The 19443-nt window shown below is 63.7% G+C and carries 15 protein-coding genes; 1 reads left to right on the top strand and 14 read right to left on the bottom strand.

Annotated elements, in window-relative coordinates:
- Positions 1-294 precede the first annotated feature (294 nt).
- A complete protein-coding gene (locus H3V53_RS11140; RefSeq protein ID WP_336597950.1) occupies positions 295-2631 on the top strand; it encodes a Tex family protein in 2337 nt (778 codons plus the stop codon).
- A gap of 127 nt (positions 2632-2758) precedes the next feature.
- On the opposite strand, the gene H3V53_RS11135 is transcribed toward H3V53_RS11140, so the two are convergent.
- The 14 genes from H3V53_RS11135 to ispG form a co-directional block, all read right to left on the bottom strand.
- Entirely contained in the window at positions 2759-4645 is a 1887-nt protein-coding gene (locus H3V53_RS11135) for a potassium transporter Kup (RefSeq protein ID WP_336597949.1), read from the bottom strand.
- A gap of 344 nt (positions 4646-4989) precedes the next feature.
- A complete protein-coding gene (locus H3V53_RS11130; RefSeq protein ID WP_054924757.1) occupies positions 4990-5574 on the bottom strand; it encodes a phosphoribosyltransferase family protein in 585 nt (194 codons plus the stop codon).
- 3 nt (positions 5575-5577) lie between these two features.
- On the bottom strand, positions 5578-6924 hold the full coding sequence (locus tag H3V53_RS11125; protein ID WP_336597948.1) for an adenylosuccinate synthase: 1347 nt from the start codon (positions 6922-6924) through the stop codon (positions 5578-5580).
- 233 nt (positions 6925-7157) lie between these two features.
- The gene (locus H3V53_RS11120; RefSeq protein WP_336597947.1) at positions 7158-8309 is read right to left on the bottom strand and encodes an ATP phosphoribosyltransferase regulatory subunit; all 1152 of its coding nucleotides are present in this window, start codon (positions 8307-8309) and stop codon (positions 7158-7160) included.
- 265 nt (positions 8310-8574) lie between these two features.
- On the bottom strand, positions 8575-8766 hold the full coding sequence (locus H3V53_RS11115) for a DUF2065 domain-containing protein (protein ID WP_054924760.1): 192 nt from the start codon (positions 8764-8766) through the stop codon (positions 8575-8577).
- A gap of 44 nt (positions 8767-8810) precedes the next feature.
- Positions 8811-9725, bottom strand: a complete 915-nt coding sequence (gene hflC, locus H3V53_RS11110) for a protease modulator HflC (protein ID WP_336597946.1) — start codon at positions 9723-9725, stop codon at positions 8811-8813.
- An 11-nt stretch (positions 9726-9736) separates the two neighbouring features.
- Positions 9737-11152 carry an FtsH protease activity modulator HflK gene (gene hflK, locus H3V53_RS11105; protein ID WP_336597945.1) on the bottom strand — a complete coding sequence of 472 codons (1416 nt, stop codon included), beginning with the start codon at positions 11150-11152 and terminating at the stop codon, positions 9737-9739.
- Positions 11153-11182: 30 nt separating this feature from the next.
- Positions 11183-12427 (bottom strand): GTPase HflX, encoded by a 1245-nt coding sequence (gene hflX, locus H3V53_RS11100; RefSeq protein WP_336597944.1) that lies wholly within the window; start codon positions 12425-12427, stop codon positions 11183-11185.
- Positions 12428-12484: 57 nt separating this feature from the next.
- Positions 12485-12721 carry an RNA chaperone Hfq gene (gene hfq, locus H3V53_RS11095; RefSeq protein ID WP_007580427.1) on the bottom strand — a complete coding sequence of 79 codons (237 nt, stop codon included), beginning with the start codon at positions 12719-12721 and terminating at the stop codon, positions 12485-12487.
- 143 nt (positions 12722-12864) lie between these two features.
- Entirely contained in the window at positions 12865-14205 is a 1341-nt protein-coding gene (der, locus tag H3V53_RS11090; RefSeq protein ID WP_336597943.1) for a ribosome biogenesis GTPase Der, read from the bottom strand.
- A 522-nt stretch (positions 14206-14727) separates the two neighbouring features.
- Positions 14728-15873 (bottom strand): outer membrane protein assembly factor BamB, encoded by a 1146-nt coding sequence (bamB, locus tag H3V53_RS11085; RefSeq protein ID WP_054924764.1) that lies wholly within the window; start codon positions 15871-15873, stop codon positions 14728-14730.
- Positions 15874-15941: 68 nt separating this feature from the next.
- Positions 15942-16568, bottom strand: a complete 627-nt coding sequence (locus tag H3V53_RS11080; protein ID WP_336597942.1) for a tetratricopeptide repeat protein — start codon at positions 16566-16568, stop codon at positions 15942-15944.
- Positions 16569-16644: 76 nt separating this feature from the next.
- Positions 16645-17988, bottom strand: coding sequence for a histidine--tRNA ligase (gene hisS, locus H3V53_RS11075; RefSeq protein ID WP_336597941.1), 1344 nt, complete (start codon positions 17986-17988; stop codon positions 16645-16647).
- A 33-nt stretch (positions 17989-18021) separates the two neighbouring features.
- Positions 18022-19335 carry a flavodoxin-dependent (E)-4-hydroxy-3-methylbut-2-enyl-diphosphate synthase gene (gene ispG, locus H3V53_RS11070; RefSeq protein ID WP_336597940.1) on the bottom strand — a complete coding sequence of 438 codons (1314 nt, stop codon included), beginning with the start codon at positions 19333-19335 and terminating at the stop codon, positions 18022-18024.
- Positions 19336-19443 lie beyond the last annotated feature (108 nt).

Here is a 19443-nt window from a genome sequence, read left to right as displayed (position 1 = left end):
GCAATCGAAGCGACGGGCGGCCTCGAGACAGACGGTGCGGGCAATGCGAGCGATGATCGGCGTGAAGGTCCGGGCAGATTTCCGGACGTGAGGCGTGAGGTCGGCAACGTCGTAGAGGGTCAACGGAACATGCCCGAAATTCTATCACCCCGCGCTTGAGCGCTCGGTCATTTATGGCAAAATGCCCCGCTTCAGCGAGCTTTCACGAGCTTTGCCGACGTTTCAGCAACCCGGCCGCCGCCCGCCTCGCGCGAGAGCGGCCACAGTCGAATCCGGCAGGAAGATCAAGCCCTTATGACGGACACCGTAGCACTCAAGATCGTACAGCGCATCGCCACCGAACTGACCGTCCAGCCGCGCCAGGTCGCGGCGGCCGTGGAACTACTCGATGAAGGAGCGACTGTCCCGTTTATCGCCCGGTATCGCAAGGAAGTGACGGGCAATCTCGACGACACGCAGCTGCGCACGCTCGAAGAGCGCCTGCTCTATCTGCGCGAGCTCGAAGACCGCCGCGCCGCCATCATTGCGAGCATCGACGAACAGGGCAAGCTGACGGACGAGCTGCGCGCCGCTATCGAAGGCGCCGACAGCAAGCAGGTGCTCGAAGACCTTTATCTGCCGTACAAGCCGAAGCGCCGCACACGCGCACAGATTGCCCGCGAAGCCGGTCTGCAGCCGCTCGCCGATGCGCTGCTCGCCAATCCCCTGCTCGACCCGCAGACAGAAGCCGCGCAATACGTCGATGCCGACAAGGGCGTCGCCGATGTGAAAGCCGCGCTCGACGGCGCACGCGACATTCTCTCCGAACAGTTCGGCGAAACGGCGGAACTGCTCGGCAAGCTGCGCGACTATCTGTTCAATCAGGGCGTGGTGACGTCGTCGGTCGTGGAAGGCAAGGAAGGCGAAGAAGGCGAGAAATTTCGCGACTACTACGACTATTCCGAAACGATCCGAACCGTGCCGTCGCACCGCGCGCTCGCCCTCTTCCGTGGCCGCAATGCGGGCGTGCTGATGATCAAGCTGGGGCTCGGCGAGGAACTCGACGCGCAGGTGCCGCATCCCGGCGAGGCGATGATCGCGCGCCACTTCGGCATCGCGAACCAGAGCCGCCCGGCGGACAAGTGGCTGTCCGACGTGTGTCGCTGGTGCTGGCGCGTGAAGGTGCAGCCGCACATCGAAAACGAGTTGCTGACAAACCTGCGCGAAGAAGCCGAGAGCGAAGCGATCCGCGTGTTCGCACGCAATCTGAAGGATCTGCTGCTCGCCGCGCCGGCGGGCCCGAAAGCCGTGATCGGCCTCGATCCGGGCTTGCGCACGGGCGTGAAGGTCGCGGTCGTCGATCGCACGGGCAAGCTGCTCGCGACCGACACGATCTATCCGCACGAACCGCGCCGCGACTGGGACGGTTCGATCGCGAAGCTCGCGCGGATCGCCGCGCAGACGCAGGCGGAGCTCGTCAGCATCGGCAACGGCACGGCATCTCGCGAAACGGACAAGCTCGCGAGCGAGCTGATGTCGCGCCATCCCGAACTGAATCTGCAGAAGATCGTCGTGTCGGAAGCGGGCGCTTCCGTGTACTCCGCATCGGAACTCGCAGCCAAGGAATTCCCGGAACTCGACGTGTCGCTGCGCGGCGCGGTGTCGATCGCACGCCGTCTGCAAGATCCGCTCGCGGAACTCGTGAAGATCGAACCGAAGGCAATCGGCGTCGGTCAGTATCAGCACGATGTGAACCAGCGCGAACTCGCGCGCTCACTCGACGCTGTCGTCGAAGATTGCGTGAACGCCGTCGGCGTGGATGCGAACACGGCGTCAGTCGCGCTGCTCGCGCGCGTGTCCGGCCTGAACGCGACGCTCGCGCGCAACATCGTCGATTTCCGCGACGCGAACGGCCCGTTCCCAACCCGCGAACATCTGCGCAAGGTGCCGCGTCTGGGCGACAAGACGTTCGAACAGGCAGCGGGCTTTTTGCGCATCAATGGCGGCGAGAATCCGCTTGATCGCTCGTCGGTGCACCCGGAGGCGTACCCCGTCGTCGAGCGGATGCTTGCGAAGATCAGCAAGAGCATCGGCGAGGTGCTCGGCAATCGCGACGCGCTTGGCCGTCTGTCGCCCGCGGAGTTCGTCGACGATCGCTTCGGCCTGCCCACTGTGCGCGACATCCTCGCAGAGCTGGAAAAGCCCGGCCGCGATCCGCGCCCCGAGTTCAAGACGGCGACGTTCCGCGAAGGCGTCGAGAAGATTTCGGATCTGTCGCCGGGCATGGTGCTCGAAGGCGTCGTGACGAACGTCGCCGCGTTCGGCGCGTTCATCGATATCGGCGTGCATCAGGACGGTCTCGTGCACGTGTCCGCAATGTCGACCAAGTTCATCAAAGACCCGCACGAAGTCGTGAAGGCGGGGCAGATCGTCAAGGTGAAGGTGCTCGAGGTCGACGTGAAGCGCCAGCGCATTTCGCTGACGATGCGGCTGGACGACGACTTCGCGGCTGGTGCGGCAACGGGGCGTGCGGGCGGACAGCAGGATCGCGGCGCCGGACGTGCTGCGGGTGGCGGACGGCCCCAGCAGCGTTCGCGTGAGGCGGAACCCGTCAACGCGATGGCGGCGGCGTTCGCCAAGTTGAAGCGGTAAAAGCGCTGCCTAGGCTCGCGGGCGTCGCCGTCGGGTGACACCCGTGGCAAGGGCATGTGCGTCAGCGGTTTCGCGGATGCCACCGACGCCGCTCATCACACGCGTCACAGCCCCAGACAACCAAACATCAAATCTCGATCTTGGTTCCGAGTTCGACGACGCGATTGGCGGGAATACTAAAGAAGTCCGTCGGCTTCGCCGCGTTCTGATGCATCCACGCGAACACGCGTTCGCGCCATACGGACATGCCGGGCAACTGCGTCGGCACAACGGTCTCGCGCGCGAGGAAGAACGACGTGTCCATCAGCTCGAACGACATGTCATGCGAGACGCTGATCTGTTCGAGCACCGCCTTCACATCGGGCGTCTCGTTGAAGCCGTACGCGGCCTTCACCAGAAACAGCCCGCCCCCGACGTCCTTGACCGTCAAACGATCCTTGTCCTCGACATACGGAATATCGCGCGTGATGAACGTGAGGAAGATCGTGCGCTCGTGCAGCACCTTGTTGTGCTTCAGGTTATGCAGCAGGCTCACCGGGACCAGCGTCGCGCTGCCCGTCAGATAGATCGCCGTACCCGACACGCGATGCGGCGGATGCGCGAGCAGCCCTTGCACGAACGGCATGAGCGGAATACCGTCGGCGGCGGTGCGCTCCTTCACGATCATGCGGCCCTTGAACCACGTCATCAGCAGGAAGAACAACAGCGCGCCGATGCCGAGCGGCAGCCATCCGCCTTCCGCGACTTTCAGCAGATTCGCACCGAAGAAGCCGAGATCGACCAGCAACAGCGCGCCGATGATCAGCGCCACGACGCCTTTGTTCCAGTTCCACACCTTGACCATCACGACGCTCGCGAGGATCGTCGTGATCACCATCGTCGCGGTGACCGCGATGCCGTAAGCCGCGGCCAGATTGTCCGAACTCTTGAATGCGACGACGATGCACAGAATGATGAAGAGCAGCATCCAGTTGACGACGGGCACATAGATCTGCCCGATCGCCAGTTCAGAGGTGTGCAGGATCTTCATGCGCGGCACGTAGCCGAGCTGGATCGCCTGGCTCGTCAGCGAGTACGCACCCGAAATCACCGCCTGCGATGCGATCACCGTCGCCACCGTCGACAGCACGACGAGGGGCAGCAGCGCCCAGTCCGGTGCAAGGAGATAGAACGGGTTTTCGATCGCCTTCGGATCATGCATCAGCAGCGCGCCTTGGCCGAAGTAGTTGAGCACCAGCGACGGCATCACGAGCGAATACCACGCGCAGCGGATGGGCGCCGCGCCGAAGTGCCCCATGTCGGCGTACAGCGCTTCCGCGCCCGTCAGCACCAGCACCACCGAGCCGAGCACGACGTAGGCCTGCAACACGTGCGCCGACATGAACGAAAACGCGTAGTACGGATTGAGTGCCTTGATGACTTCCGGCGACTGCACGATGTGCGACAGGCCCAACACGGCAAGCGTCAGGAACCACAGCACCATGATGGGGCCGAACAGCCGGCCGACGGTGGCCGTGCCGTGGCGCTGAATCCAGAACAGCAACACCAGGATCACCATCGTCAGCGGCAGAACGAGGTGCGAGAGTTTGGGCGCGGCGATCTCCAGGCCTTCGACGGCCGACATCACCGAAATCGCGGGCGTAATCACCGCGTCGCCGTAGAACATGCAGGCGCCGAAGATGCCGAGCATCACCAGCAGGCCGGCTGCTTTGCTTTTTGCGTCGATCGAGCGCAGTGCCAGCGCCATCAGCGCGAGCACACCGCCCTCGCCGTTATTGTCGGCGCGCATCACGAACATCACGTATTTGATGCTCACCACCACGACGATCGCCCAGAACAGCAGCGAGATCACGCCGAGAATCGAACTTTCGGTAAGGGGAATGCCGTGGGAGGGGCTGAAGGCTTCTTTCAGCGAGTACAGCGGGCTCGTGCCGATGTCCCCGAAAACCACGCCGATCGCAGCGACTGCAAGCGATGGCAACGGCTGCTTCGGGACGTGAGAGTTGTCTGTCATAAACGCGAAAAGAATCCGTTCCTGAGCGGCAAAAACGAACGCTATTCTAAAGAATATGGGCGTCGAATCCCACCATGCGGCCCGTTGTGTCGGCGCCACGCCTTTCGGCCACGACAACGCAGTGTAGCATCGCGCCCTTTGCCCGGTCTGCGATTGCGCGTGTCAAGGGCTCCATTGTCAAATTCTAATGGCCCGCCTTGATGGGGCGGCAGGAAGTCACCACCGGGCCGCGCTGACGCTGTGCTCCCGTTTTGATGTGCCCATAAAAAACGGAGCCATCACAAGGCTCCGTTCGAGTACACCGCAACATGCCGTCGCCGAAATGGGGCGACGGCGTCCGCATACTAGCCGGCGTCCGACGAACGCTCCTGACCGCGCTTGATCCACGCGCTGAGATTGTGCGGACGTACTGTGTCCCACTCCTCGAACGGTTGATGAATCCACGGGTTTGTCGCGAGGTACTGGACGTGATAGTCCGGCTTGACCTTCGAGCACGCCTTCCACCACAGCACGGCCGAACGCACCGACGTGATGGCCGGATAGCGTTCCTTCAGATGCTGCTGCACGCGCGCGAGCGTCACGCCCGAGTCGACGAGGTCGTCGACCAGCAGGACATTGCCCGACAGTTCGCCGCGCGTCATCGTGATGTATTGCGCGATGTCCAGCTCACCCTGCTCCGTGCCCGCCGCTTCGCGGTAGGAGCTGGTCGCCAGGATCGCGAGCGGCAAGTCGTAGATGCGCGACAGCTGGTCGCCGACGCGCAGGCCGCCGCGCGCGAGGCACAGGATCTTGTCGAACTTCCAGCCCGACTCGTGGACAGCCAGCGCCAGCAGCTCGATCAGCCGGTGGTATTCGTCCCAGCCGACCCAGAGGTTCCTGTCGTCGTTGCGTGGGTCCTTCATTTCAATCATCGGTACACCCTGGATCATGCGTTAAACCTTGAAGGGGTGACGCAAAAGAATGGTCTCGTCGCGGTCCGGACCCGTCGACACCATGTCGATAGGCACGCCCGCCACTTCCTGCACGCGTGACAGATACGCCTGTGCGTTCGCGGGCAGCTTGCTCCATTCCTTGATACCGACCGTGCTTTCCTTCCAGCCGCCGAACGTTTCGTACACCGGCTCGCAACGCGACACTTCATACGCGCCGCGCGGCAGAATGTCGGCATTCTTGCCGTCGACCGTGTAGCCGACACATAGCTTCACTTCGTCGAGGCCGTCGAGCACGTCGAGCTTCGTGATGCACAAGCCCGACACACCGTTGATCTGGATCGAGCGGCGCAGCGCGGCGGCGTCGAGCCAGCCGGTGCGGCGCGGACGGCCCGTCACCGAGCCGAATTCCTTGCCGACCTTCGCAAGCGTCAGGCCGACTTCTTCCTGGCGATTCGCGTTGTCCGCGTCGTACAGCTCGCTCGGGAACGGACCCGAACCGACGCGCGTGCAGTAAGCCTTCGTGATACCAAGGATGTAGTTCAGCTTCTGCGGACCGACACCCGCGCCCGCGCTAGCCGCACCCGCGACGCAGTTGCTCGAAGTGACGAACGGATATGTGCCGTGATCGACGTCGAGCAGCGTGCCTTGCGCGCCTTCGAACAGCAGATTGTTGCCCGCGTGGTTCGCGTCGTACAGACGGCGCGAGACGTCCGTCACCATCGGCTTCAGACGCTCGGCGTAGCCCAGCATCAGATCGAGCGTCTGCTGATAGTCGACAGCAGCCGCGCCGAGGTATTGGGTGAGCACGAAGTTGTGGAAATCGAGGTTCGCGCGCAGACGTTCGGCAAAGGCTTGCGGCTCGAACAGGTCCTGCACGCGCAGACCACGGCGCGCGACCTTGTCTTCGTATGCCGGCCCGATGCCGCGGCCCGTCGTGCCGATCTTGCCTGCGCCGCTGCGAGCTTCGCGAGCCTGGTCGATGGCAATGTGGTACGGGAGGATCAGCGTGGTGGCTTCGGAAATGAACAGACGCTTTTGCACGTCGACGCCGGCCGATTCCAGCTCTTCGATTTCCTTGAACAGCGCTTCCGGCGACAACACGACGCCATTGCCGATGTAGCAGGCGACGCCCGGGCGCATGATGCCCGACGGAATCAGACGCAAGATGGTTTTCTTGCCGCCGATGATGAGCGTATGACCGGCATTGTGACCGCCCTGGAAGCGGACGACGCCTTGCGCGTGGTCCGTCAGCCAGTCAACGATCTTGCCCTTGCCCTCATCACCCCACTGGGTACCCACGACGACGACATTGCGCCCAGGGTTCACATTCACTGCGCTGGCAGACATGTTGATTCTTAAGCTGGTTAAAAACGTATTTTACCTATGTTCGCGGGAGGCACCGGATTTTTTCGCGGACTGATGCCGGGAATTTTTCCAGATTTTCCTTTTGCGCTCAAAGGCATGGAGGCGGCGGCGCACCGCCGCGTCAGCACACAAGGGCCGCGGCGGCCACACGGCCGATCGTTGCGGCGTCACGCTTCACATTGCGTTTCATATGACGCCGCACGCATTCAGGCCACTCAGGACTTTGATTCGACGATCCATTGGCCGTTGCGCTCGATCAGCACGCGGTCGCATGCGAATTCGTCGAGGGCATGATCGTGGCCCGGCAGGGCCTGAATCACGACCTCGCCCGCATCGCGCAACGCGGCCACGCTCGTGCGCAGCGCTTCGTCGTGCTGCCACGGCGCAAGGATCGCGCTGCTACGCGCCTCGATGGGCGAAATGCGCGCCACTTCGCGCAGGTCCAGCGAAAAGCCGGTTGCCGCGCGTGCGCGGCCATACGCCTGGCCGACCTTGTCGTAACGGCCGCCGCGCGCGACGGCGTTCGGCACGCCGTCCACGTACGCCGAGAACATCACGCCGCTGTGATACGCATAGCCACGCAGATCGGCGAGATCGATCATCACTTCCGCGCCGTCGACCTGCTGCGCGAGGAACGCGAGATCGTCGAGCGCACGCGCGATTTCCGGCGCGTTCGGAAGACGTACACGCGCTTCTTCGAGCACGGAAGCATCGCCGTAGAGCGTGGGCAACGCACGCAGCGCGTCGCGCGTGACGGGCGTCAGGCCCGCCGTCAACTCATTCAGCAGCGGCACGTCCTTGCCCGCGAGCGCGCCGTACAGCGCCTCGCCGAGCGCCGCAGCCGCCGGCTCGCCGTCGACCAGCGCGCCGAGCACGGCGGCATGGCACAAGTCGAGGCGGACCTTGCCGAGGCCCGCCAGATGCAGCGAATCGAGCATCAGTTGCTGGATTTCCAGATCCGCTTCGAGACCGGCGTGACCGTAGATTTCCGCGCCGATCTGGATCTGCTCGCGCGTTGCGTGCAGGCCGCGCGGGCGCGTATGGAGCACGTTGCCCGCGTAGCACAGCCGCGTCACGCCCTGGCGGTTCAACAGGTGCGCATCGATGCGCGCGACCTGCGGCGTGATGTCGGCGCGCAGACCGAGTGTGCGGCCCGACAACTGATCGACTAGCTTGAACGTACGCAGATTCAGGTCGCTGCCGCCACCCGTCAGCAGCGATTCCAGGTATTCGAGCAGCGGCGGCATGACCATCTCGTAGCCATACGCGCGAAAACGGTCGAGCAGCCGGCGGCGCAATTCTTCTATCTTGCGTGCCTCGGAAGGCAGCACGTCGGCGATATTCTCGGGAAGTAACCAGGTCGACATCGATACAGTCCTACGATGGTGAATCCGGCGCCGTGGCCGACGCCGTTGAAATGGGGACGAGGCGCAGCGCGCGTCAACGCGAAACGTCGTACGAAGCTCGCGTCTTGCATTGGCCTTCATCGGCACGGCCGGCCGTGCGAGCGCGGCCATGCGCGCAATGTTTTCAGGCGCCGAAAAGCTGCCGTGTTGCCCGGCGACGCCCCGGGCCGATAGCATCGTGACGCAGGACTACGCCTCGTGAGCGCCGCCCGGCATCCGATCACGTTTAAGTCGCGATCAGCAGCAGAAGCAGCCCGAGCACCATCACGATCAGCCCGCCGATCCGGATATGGTGCGGCGGACGCTCCGCTATTTTACGAAACGTGTCGCGCCACGCGCTCGGAAAGACGAACGGGAACATCCCCTCGATGATCAGCATCAGTGCGATCGCGAGCAATAACGAGCCGGCTATGTCCATGCGATGAAGGCCGCCGCGATGCGTGTGCCGCGGCGTTCCGGTAATCAGTGTTTGTGCGCGCCCGTTGACGCGCCGGAAGACGGTTGGGCGACGCCCGCGGCGTCCGGGCCACGCATGAAGCGGAAGAAGTCGCTGCTCGAGTCGACCACCATCACGTCGCCCGGCTTGAAGCTGTTTCTGTAGGCCTGCATGCTTTGGTAGAACTGATAGAACTGCGGATCGCGGCTGTACGCATCCGCTGCAATCGACGCCGCCTTCCCGTCCCCATCGCCCTTGATTGCCTGCGCCTGCTTGTAGGCGTCGGCGAGCACCGCCTGCTGCTGATGCGCGGCGTCGGCCTTGATCTGATCGGCTTCCGACTGGCCCTGCGCGCGCTCCTGATCGGCCAGCTGCTCGCGCGCGGCGATCATCCGCTTGTAGACGGAATCGGCCATCGAGGCAGGAAAGTCGATTCGCGTCAGCTGCACGTCAACGACATCCACACCCAGCGAAGCCGCACCCTTTTGCATGCCGTCGCGCGCGGCCGTCGCGATTGCTTCCTGCCGGGCGAGCGCGTCGGGCAGCGTGTATTTCGCGAACGCGTCGCCGAGCGCGCCGCGCGCGAGCAGCGCGAGACGGTCAGGCAGGCTCTGCACGTCGCCCTTGGTTTCCGCGACGAGCTTCACGGGATCGGACACGCGAAACTTGATGACGGGGTTCACCAGCAGATCGGTCTTATCCGACGTCGCATAGCGGTCTTCATCGGGGCTGTCGAGCGACTGGATGCGCGTGTCCACCGACGTCACCGTTTGCAGCGGCGGCGGCAGCTTCACATGCAGGCCGGGACCGGCGAGCGTCGGCGCAGCGCCGCCGCGTGCCGACAGGACGGCCATATGCCGCTGATCGACGATAAATACCATCGACGATGCCGCGAACAGCACGATCACGACGGCCACGATGAGCGCAACGATTTTATTCATGTTCGCGCTCCTTATTGCAGATCGTCTTCGCGGCCGCGGCTGCGGAACGAATCGCGCGAACGGAAGGCGTCGCTGGCGGCCGCCGCCTGGCTGGCGCCGCTGACGGGCGCGGCGGGCGGCGCGACGATGGTCGGCGTGTTGCCGCCTTGCGCAGCCGGCGACGCGTTCTGCCCCGGCGGCACCGCCTGCGCCGATTGAGCCGATTGCCCCGCCTGGGACGATTGCGCGGCGGATGCCGGGCCGGCCGCAGCCGCGTCGGCGACGCGCTGGCGGGTCTGCTCGACCAGCTTGTCGAGCGGCAGATACAGAACGTTGCTGCCCGTCTTGCTGTCGACGAATACCTTCGTCGTATTCGAATAAATGTGCTGCATCGTTTCGAGATACATGCGTTCGCGGACGACAGCGGGCGCCTTCGAATACTGCGCGTACACTTCCTTGAAGCGCTCGGCGTCGCCTTCAGCCTGCGCGACGACGCGGTCGCTGTACGTCTTCGCGTCATCGATCATGCGCGCCGCTTCCGCCTGCGCGCGCGGCAACAGGTCGTTTGCATAAGCTTGCGCGTCGCGCTTTGCGCGTTCGCGATCCTGGCGCGCCTTGGCGGCGTCGTCGAACGCGGCCTGCACCTGATCCGGCACCTGCACGCTCTGGATCGTCACGCCCGTCACCACGAGTCCCGTATGCAATTCGTCCAGGGAATGCTGGATCGATTCCGTCAGTTGCGCGCGAATGGCTTCGCGATCCTGATTGAGAATGTCGGTCATGCTGCGCGCGCCGACGATTTCGCGCACAGCCGCCTGCGCAGCCTGCGTGACACTCTGGTCGGGGTCCGCGCTGCGGAAGAGGTAATCGGCGGGCTTGCGGATCTGGTACTGGACGGCAAAGCGCACGTCGACGATATCGGCGTCGTGCGTGAGCATCGACGCGTCCTTCACGTTCGCGAGACGCACCACGTTGTTGCGGCCGATTTCGACGGAGCGGACCTGACCCACGTTGACGACTTCGTGCGTTTCGAACGGGTATGGCAGACGCCAGTGCACGCCCTGCCCGGCCGTGCCGCGCAGTTCGCCGAAGCGCAGCACGACGGCCGCCTGGCCGTCCTGCACGACAAATACGCCGCTGCCGAGATAAATGGCGATCAGCACGCCGATGATGATGCCGACACCGATGCGCGCACCCCGCCCGTTGTCCGGACGCGGACCGCCGCCGCCTCCCTTGCGGCCGAAGATGCGCGACAGACGCCGATTGAAGTCGCGCCACATTTCGTCGAGATCGGGCGGACCTTCGCTGTCTTTACCGTTGGGCGGGCGCTTCGAGTCGTTCAGGCGCTGGCGATCGCCATTGCCTTCGCCCCGGCCCCAGCGCGGGTCGTTCAGCGACAACATGGCGCGCAGACGCAGCCAGATACTCCGCTCGTTGTAATCGTTCACCTGTGTTCGTTCACCAGAGTAGACAGCGGGTCAATGCAATTGGAACGGGTCGGCGCCCGTGTCTGGGATCTTGCGGTCTTCGCGGTGGTCTTCGCCCGCATCATCGTGTAGGTCTTGATGAAGTGCCGCCGCTCTCGGGTCTCCCTCTGACAGTACACCGTCAGACTCCGGAAGTTGTTCGGCAGTTGCGATTTCGGCGATGGCAGCGCGCAGTGTGTCCAGCCCTTGCCCCGTGCGCGCGCTCAAAAAGACGCGCGAAATATTACCATACTCATCCCTTTCGACCGCGTCGCCTCGGGCCGCCAGTTCAGGCACGGCGTCGATCTTGTTGAACACCAGCACCTGGCGGATCGTGTCCGCGCCGATCTCGCGCAGGACATCGTTCACCTGATCGATCTGATCGAGCCGCACCGCGCTCGACGCATCGACGACGTGCAGCAGCAGATCGGCGTGAATGGTTTCTTCGAGCGTCGCACGGAAGGCCGCGACCAGTTGGTGAGGCAGTTCGCGGATAAATCCTACGGTGTCCGACACGACAATCTGCCCGACGTCCTCGCCGAGATACACGCGGCGCGAGGTGGTGTCCAGCGTGGCGAACAGCTGGTCGGCGGCATAGGCCTGCGCTTTGGTCAGCGCGTTGAACAGCGTGGACTTGCCCGCGTTCGTATAGCCAACCAGCGACACCGACATCGTGCGGTTGCGCGCACGCGCGCGACGCTGCGTGCCATGCTGACGGCGCAGCTTTTCGAGGCGCCCCTTGAGCATCTTGATGCGCTCGCCGATCAGCCGGCGGTCAGTTTCCAGCTGTGTTTCGCCAGGGCCGCGCAGGCCGATACCGCCCTTTTGCCGCTCAAGGTGAGTCCACGCGCGAACGAGCCGGGTGGCCAGGTATTGCAACTGCGCAAGCTCGACCTGCAGTTTGCCTTCATGACTGCGCGCGCGCTGCGCGAAGATATCGAGAATCAGGCTGGTACGGTCGACCACGCGTCTGTTAAGCGCCCGCTCCAGATTACGCTGCTGCGCGGGCGCAAGCGCGTGATTGAAGATGACGATGTCGACGTCGTTCGCTTCGCACGCGACGCGCAATTCTTCTGCTTTGCCGCTGCCGACGAACATCGCGGCATCGGGACTGGAACGGCGGCCGGTGAGAGTAACGGCGGGATGGGCGCCCGCGCTTTGCGCGAGCAGGCTGAGTTCTTCGAGACTGGCTTCGAAATCGATCTTGCCGAAGTCGATGCCGACGAGTGCGGCGTTAATCAAATTGGTGGATGTCAAAATGAAGCGGCCGGTCAGTGTCGCCTGCGGACGACGCTCGACCGGCCGAGACGAAGGTTAGGACGATTCGGAATCCGGGTGGAAGTTCACCGGACGGGCAGGCACGACCGTAGAAATGGCGTGCTTGTAAACCATCTGGGTGACCGTATTCCGGAGCAACACGACGTACTGGTCGAACGATTCAATGTTCCCTTGAAGCTTGATGCCGTTGACCAGATAGATCGAGACGGGCACATGCTCTTTACGCAGTGCGTTCAAAAACGGGTCTTGTAACAATTGCCCTTTGTTGCTCATAGCAAACTCCGTATTTTTTTGCAGGTTGACTTAATTGCCGGCGAAGAAAAAGAAATCCGCCGTCAATCGCTACACTATAGCCGATTTTCATTACCCGGCGGTTCGCCTGGCCGTTCGGCCAAGAGCCACTGTACATGCGGGTTTCAGCCCTTGTCCGCGTAGGGGTTCGTCGAGGATCGGAACTCTATTCGCAATGGAGTGCCTGTCAGCGCGAAAGTTTCACGGAAGCGGTTTTCGAGGTAGCGCTTGTACGTATCTGTGATGGCATCGAGCGCATTGCCGTGGATCACGATGATCGGCGGATTCTGCCCCCCCTGGTGTGCGTAGCGCAGCTTCGGACGCACGGGGCCCCGGCGGCGCGGCTGCTGGAACTCGACGGCTTCGATCAGCGCGCGTGTGAGCTTCGGCGTCGGCAGCTTGGCCATCGCGGCCTTGTAAGCGTCGTCGACAGAGCGCATCAGCGGGCCGATTCCCGTTTTTTCCGCTGCGGAAATGAAGTGAAACTTGGCGAAGTCGAGAAATTTTAGCTTGCGCTCGAGATCCGACTTGGTGCGCTCACGCACATGCGGATCGAGCCCGTCCCACTTGTTCACGCCCACCACGAGCGCCCGCCCCTGCTCGACCACGAAGCCCGCGATGTGCGCGTCCTGATCCGAAATGTCCTGGCGCGCGTCGAGCAGCAGAATCACGACATTCGCGTCGGAAATGGACTGCAGCGTCTTCACGACCGAGAACTTTTCGATCGCCTCGAACACCTTGCCGCGCTTGCGCAGGCCAGCCGTGTCGATCAGCGTGTATTTTTTGCCTTGTCGTTCGAAGTCGACGTAGATCGAATCGCGCGTCGTGCCGGGCATATCGAACGCGATTACGCGGTCTTCGCCGATCAGCGTATTGACCAGCGTCGACTTGCCGACGTTCGGGCGCCCGACAATCGCGATCTTGATGCCGTGCTGCGCCTTTTCTTCTTCGCTTTCTTCCAGCTGGTCGGCGTACGCGAGGTCGAGCGCCTCGTTGATCATTTCCGCGACGCCGTCGCCGTGCGCGGCCGAAATCGCGCGCGGGTCGCCGAGGCCGAGTTCGTAGAAATCGGCAGCCACGTTCGTGTACTTCATCCCCTCGGCCTTGTTGACGACGAGGAAGATCGGCCGGCCCGTCTTGCGCAGGTAGCCGGCGATCGACTTGTCCTGCGGCGCGAGGCCGTTACGGCCGTCGACGATGAACACGATGACGTCCGATTCCTCGACCGCCTGGCGGGTCTGGCGCGCCATTTCGAAAAGAATGCCGTCTTTCGCGACAGGCTCGAAGCCGCCTGTGTCAACGACCAGATACGGTCGTTCGCCGCCGACGCGCCCTTCACCGTAGTGACGGTCGCGTGTGAGGCCCGGCAAATCGGCGACGAGCGCATCGCGCGAGCGCGTGAGCCGGTTGAACAGCGTGGATTTCCCCACATTGGGGCGCCCGACGAGGGCAATAACGGGTTTCATCAGATTGTGTTCACAGTGAAGCGCGGTATCGAAAGGACGATCTTCCGCGCTGGCAACGCCATGCGGCCGTTGCACGGCTGCGTTTGACGAAAATTATCACGAATTTGACCCGTTTCGAACCGCGCAGAACTTGCGCGGGCGAACGGATGTCAGGCTGGCTCAATGGGCGGCTGCCCACGCGGTTGCTGCAGGGGTTGCTGCAGACGCTGAGGCACACGCGGTGCCGTTCTCATGCGGCGGGCGGCGCAAAACAGGAGCGTCGGTAGTTTCTTACCGCGTATTCACGCCTCGCTCTTGTGCCCCCTGCGTGTTCCCTTTTGTGCCCCCTCGGATCGCCCTTCGACTGGCAACGGCGTCACGCATCGCAAGACCGTCGGCGCAGCCTGTCCGACGGTCCCGGGGTCTTCGACGGCGCCGTTCGATTCGGCGCCATCAAAACAGATGCGGCCGGCAAAGCCGGCCTGCATGCCACCGCACGATGCGCCCGCAACCATCCGGACGCGCCGTGCAGCCGAACGCGGATTAACGCGGACGGAAACCGTACAGGTCGCCGTCGTGCGTCTGAACGATGAGCGTATCGCCGGCTAGCACGGGTGCCGCCGTAATCGCGCTGCCGTCCGTCTTCGCGCGGGCGACGAACGTGCCGTCGTCGCGCGACAGGAAGTGCACAAAACCCTGGTAATCGCCGAGCACGGCCGCGTGACCGAGCAGCAGCGGCACGCCGACGTCGCGGCTCTTCAGCTGGTCGTTGCGCCACAGCTGCTTGCCCGACGCGGCGTCATACGCCGACACGACGGCCCAGTCGTCGCCTGCGACCACGACGCGCTCGTCCTGCGCGAGACCGCTCGTGCTCGAGAACGCCTTTTCCCACAGCGCGCGGCCCGAGTTCGCATCGAAACAGCCGAGCTGCCCCTGGAACGTGACCGCGCAGGTTTCCGCGCCAACCAGCGTGGGCGGGCCCGTGACGTCGTTGATGCGCTCGACTTCCGTCACGCCCTTCGGATACGACACGGGTGTCGTCCAGTAAGCGTCGCCCGTCTGCAGATTAATGGCCGCGAACTGGCCGCCCGGGAAGCCAGCCAGCACGGCCTGGTCGCCCGCGAACGTCATGCCCGACGCCACGCGCAGATTGAGCGGCACCGCCCGGTTGCGGTAGTTCCACTTTTGCTCGCCCGTCTGCGCATTGAACGCAGTGATCTGCCCGTCGACGGTGCGCACGATCACGAGGCCATTGCCCACGAGCGGCGGCGACAGGATCTCGCCGGGCGCCGAACCCTTCCACGACAGCTTGCCATTCTGGTCGAGGACATACACCTCGCCCTTCAGACCGCCGACCGCCGTCAGCGTGCCGTCCGTGCCGACGCCTGCCGACAGGTCGTCGCCGAGTTTCGTGCGCCAGACGTCCTTACCCGTCTTCGCGTCGATCTTCGCGACCGAGCCGTTCTCGCCCGCCGCGTACACGGCGTCGCCGACGGCCACGGGCGAGAACAGGTAGCGACCGGCCTTGCCGACGCTCGCCGTCCACGTCTGCTGGACATCGAGCACGGGTTTGAACTCGGTGAGCGGCGTGGGCACGCGGCGCTCGTCTTTCGACGATGAGCAGGCCGTCAGAGCAAGCACGGTCATCGCACAAGCAACGGGCACAGCGTAACGTTTCAGCAGATTCATCGGTGAACGAAGCATGTATGTTGTATTGATCAAATAGAAACGGCGAACGTTGCGATTGCGCGCAACGCTCAGCCGCCCAGCGCGTCGAGCTTGAACTGGATCAGCTGACGGGCCGACACGTCGCTCTGCGGCATCGAGTCGAGCGCGAGCTTGTATGCGGCGCGTGCATCGTCGCGCTTGCCTTGCGCCGCGAGCAGATCGCCCCGGCGGTCAGCCACCACGCCCTTGAATGCATCCGACGGATCGTTTAGCAATGCGAGACCCGCGTCATACGCCTTTTCGTCGAGCAGCAGCGACGCCAGACGCAGCTTCGCGATCTGCTTGAATTCGTCGTCCTTCGCGTGATCGACGGCCCATTGCAGTTGCGCCTTCGCGCCCGGTTCGTCGCCCGCCGCGTAAAGCGCCTTCGCAGCCGCGAGCGCCGTCATTTGCGCGTATGCCGTGCCGCTGAATTTATCTTCCATGTCGGTGGCGACGCGCGCGATGGTCGCCTTGTCGCTGCCCGCCGTGGCTTGCTGAACCTGGTCGTACAGCACGGCCGCTTCCGCGGCCTGATGGCGCTGCCAGTAGTTCCAGCCGTTCCAGCCTGCGGCGGCGACCAGCGCTACCAGCACGATCCACGTGACGGCGTTCCCCCACTGCGTCCACCAAGCCTTCAGGCTTTCAATCGATTCTTGTTCGTCGTGGTAACTCATCGCGACGCGTTTTCCTTTCCTGGTGCCTTATCTGAATAGGGCCGCAGCGATCGCGGCCCGTCGAACGACGCAGCGATCAGTCGTCCCCGTCTTCGGTGGACGCAACCATCGCATTGATTAGATATTCGGTCAAGTGTTCGAGCGGCACCGATTGCTGCTCGCTCTTTGCGCCGCTTTGCGACGTGTCGCGCAGCGACTTGACGCCCGCCGTGCCGTTCGCGATCTCGTCTTCGCCGAGGATCACGGCGAACGCGGCACCGCTGGCATCGGCGCGCTTCATCTGCGACTTGAAGCTCGCCGCCTGACCGTCAGGACTGCAATGCAGAATCACGTCGAGGCCCGTGTCGCGCAAACGCTCGGCGACGATGAACGCCTGGTCGCGCGCCGCGTCGCCCTGATGCGCGACATAGACATCGCAGCCTTCCGCTTCCGGCACGAGGCCCTCTTCCTTCAGCAGCTCGAGAATACGCTCGATGCCCATGGCCCAGCCGCACGCCGCCGTCGGCTTGCCGCCCAGCTGCTCGATCAGCGGGTCGTAACGGCCGCCCGCCGCGACCGTACCTTGCGCGCCGAGCTTGTCGGTGACCCATTCGAACACGGTCAGATTGTAGTAATCGAGGCCGCGCACGAGACGCGGATTGATCGTGAACGGAATGTTGTTCGCCTTCAGGATGCGCTGCAGTCCTTCGAAGTGCGCGCGAGATTCGTCGCCGAGAAAATCGATCAGCTTCGGCGCGTTCTGCGCAACTTCCTGCAGCGCCGGATTCTTCGTATCGAGCACGCGCAGCGGATTCGTGTACAGACGGCGCTTCGCGTCTTCGTCGAGCACGTCCATGTGCTTTTCGAGGTACGCGATCAGTTCGACGCGATGCTTCGCGCGTTCTTCGGCGAGGCCCAGCGAGTTGATCTCGAGCTTGATGTCCGTCAGCCCCAGGTCGTCCCACAGACGCTGGCACATCAGAATGATTTCAGCGTCGGTATCCGGCCCCGCGAAGCCGAGCGCCTCGACGCCCACCTGATGGAACTGGCGATAACGGCCGCGCTGCGGACGCTCGTGACGGAACATCGGGCCGATGTACCACAGCCTCTTCGGGCCGTCGTACAGCATGTTGTGCTCGATCGACGCACGCACGACGGCCGCCGTGTTCTCCGGGCGCATCGTCAGGTTCTCGCCGTTCAAGGCATCGGTAAAGCTGTACATCTCTTTTTCGACGATGTCGGTCACCTCGCCGATACCGCGCGTGAACAGCTGCGTGTGCTCGACGATCGGCGTGCGGATATTCTGGTATCCGTACGAACGCAGCATCGACTTGACTGTCGTTTCGAAAAACTCCCACAAGCCGGCGTCCTGCGGAAGGATGTCGTTCATGCCCTTCACGCCGGACAACTTTTCAAGCTTCTGCTTCTTCTGTTCAGTCATCTGTCTTCGATTGACGATTGGATGTGGAGCGAATCAGTTCGTCGCTTCGGCGCGGACCGCGTTGGGGCCATAGCTGCGCTCGACGTAATCGCTCACGATCTGCTGGAATTCCTGCGCGATGTTTTCGCCGCGCAGCGTCTTGACCTTCACGCCGTCGATAAACACAGGCGCGGCCGGGTTTTCTCCCGAGCCCGGCAAGCTGATGCCGATATTCGCGTGCTTCGATTCGCCCGGACCGTTGACGATGCAGCCCATGACGGCCACGTGCATCTTCTCGACGCCGGGATACGTGTCGCGCCACACAGGCATTTGCGTGCGCAGATACGTCTGGATCTGCGAAGCCAGTTCCTGGAACAGCGTGCTCGTCGTGCGTCCGCAGCCGGGGCACGCGATGACCATCGGCGTGAATGAGCGCAGGCCCATGGTCTGCAGGATTTCCTGGCCGACGATCACTTCGCCCGTGCGCGACGCGCCCGGTTCCGGCGTCAGCGAAATACGGATCGTGTCGCCGATGCCCTGCTGCAACAGCACCGACAGCGCCGCCGTCGACGCGACGATGCCCTTCGAGCCCATGCCCGCCTCCGTCAGGCCCAGGTGCAGCGCGAAGTCGCAGCGGCGCGCCAGTTCCTGGTACACGGCGATCAGATCCTGCACGCCGCTCACCTTGCACGACAGGATGATCTTGTCGCGGCCGAGGCCGAGTTCGACGGCACGTTCCGCCGAACCGATCGCCGACTGGATCAGCGCTTCGTACATCACGCTTTGCGCTTCCCAAGGCTCGGCGCGCGCGGCGTTCTCGTCCATCATCTTCGCGAGCAGATCCTGGTCGAGACTGCCCCAGTTCACGCCGATACGAACCGGCTTGTCATACTTCGCGGCGGCTTCGATCATCTGCGCGAACTGCGTGTCGCGCTTCGCGCCCTGGCCGACGTTGCCGGGGTTGATCCGGTACTTCGACAGCGATTCCGCGCAGCCCGGATAGTCGCGCAGCAGCAGATGGCCGTTGTAATGAAAATCGCCGACGAGCGGCACCGTGACGCCCATGCGGTCGAGTTGCTCGCGGAGCGCGGGCACGGCGGCGGCCGCTTCCGGGGTGTTCACCGTGATGCGCACGAGTTCCGAGCCCGCTTGCGCGAGTTCCTTGATCTGGATTGCCGTGCCGATTGCGTCGGCCGTGTCGGTATTCGTCATCGACTGCACGCGCACGGGTGCGTCGCCGCCGATAGTGACGAGCTGGCCGCCCCAACGGACGTCGACGGCATGCGAGCGGCGACGCGGCGCGTGACCGCCGAACACCGGCACGGTCGAAACAATCTGACTGCTAGATTTCACTTGATCGGAATGCATCGATAAACCCGCTTACGCCGTCGGCCCAGCACCGCGAAACGCCCGGCGCGATGAGAAACACGGCGCGTGAATTGAAAAAGCGCCGCGGCCCCGAAGCCGCGACGCACA

Origin of the sequence: Paraburkholderia bengalensis, assembly GCF_037126505.1 — a bacterium.
Classification (GTDB): Bacteria; Pseudomonadota; Gammaproteobacteria; order Burkholderiales; family Burkholderiaceae; genus Paraburkholderia; species Paraburkholderia bengalensis.
Note: the sequence above shows the minus strand (reverse complement) of the source record. Positions and strands in the feature narration are given on the sequence as shown.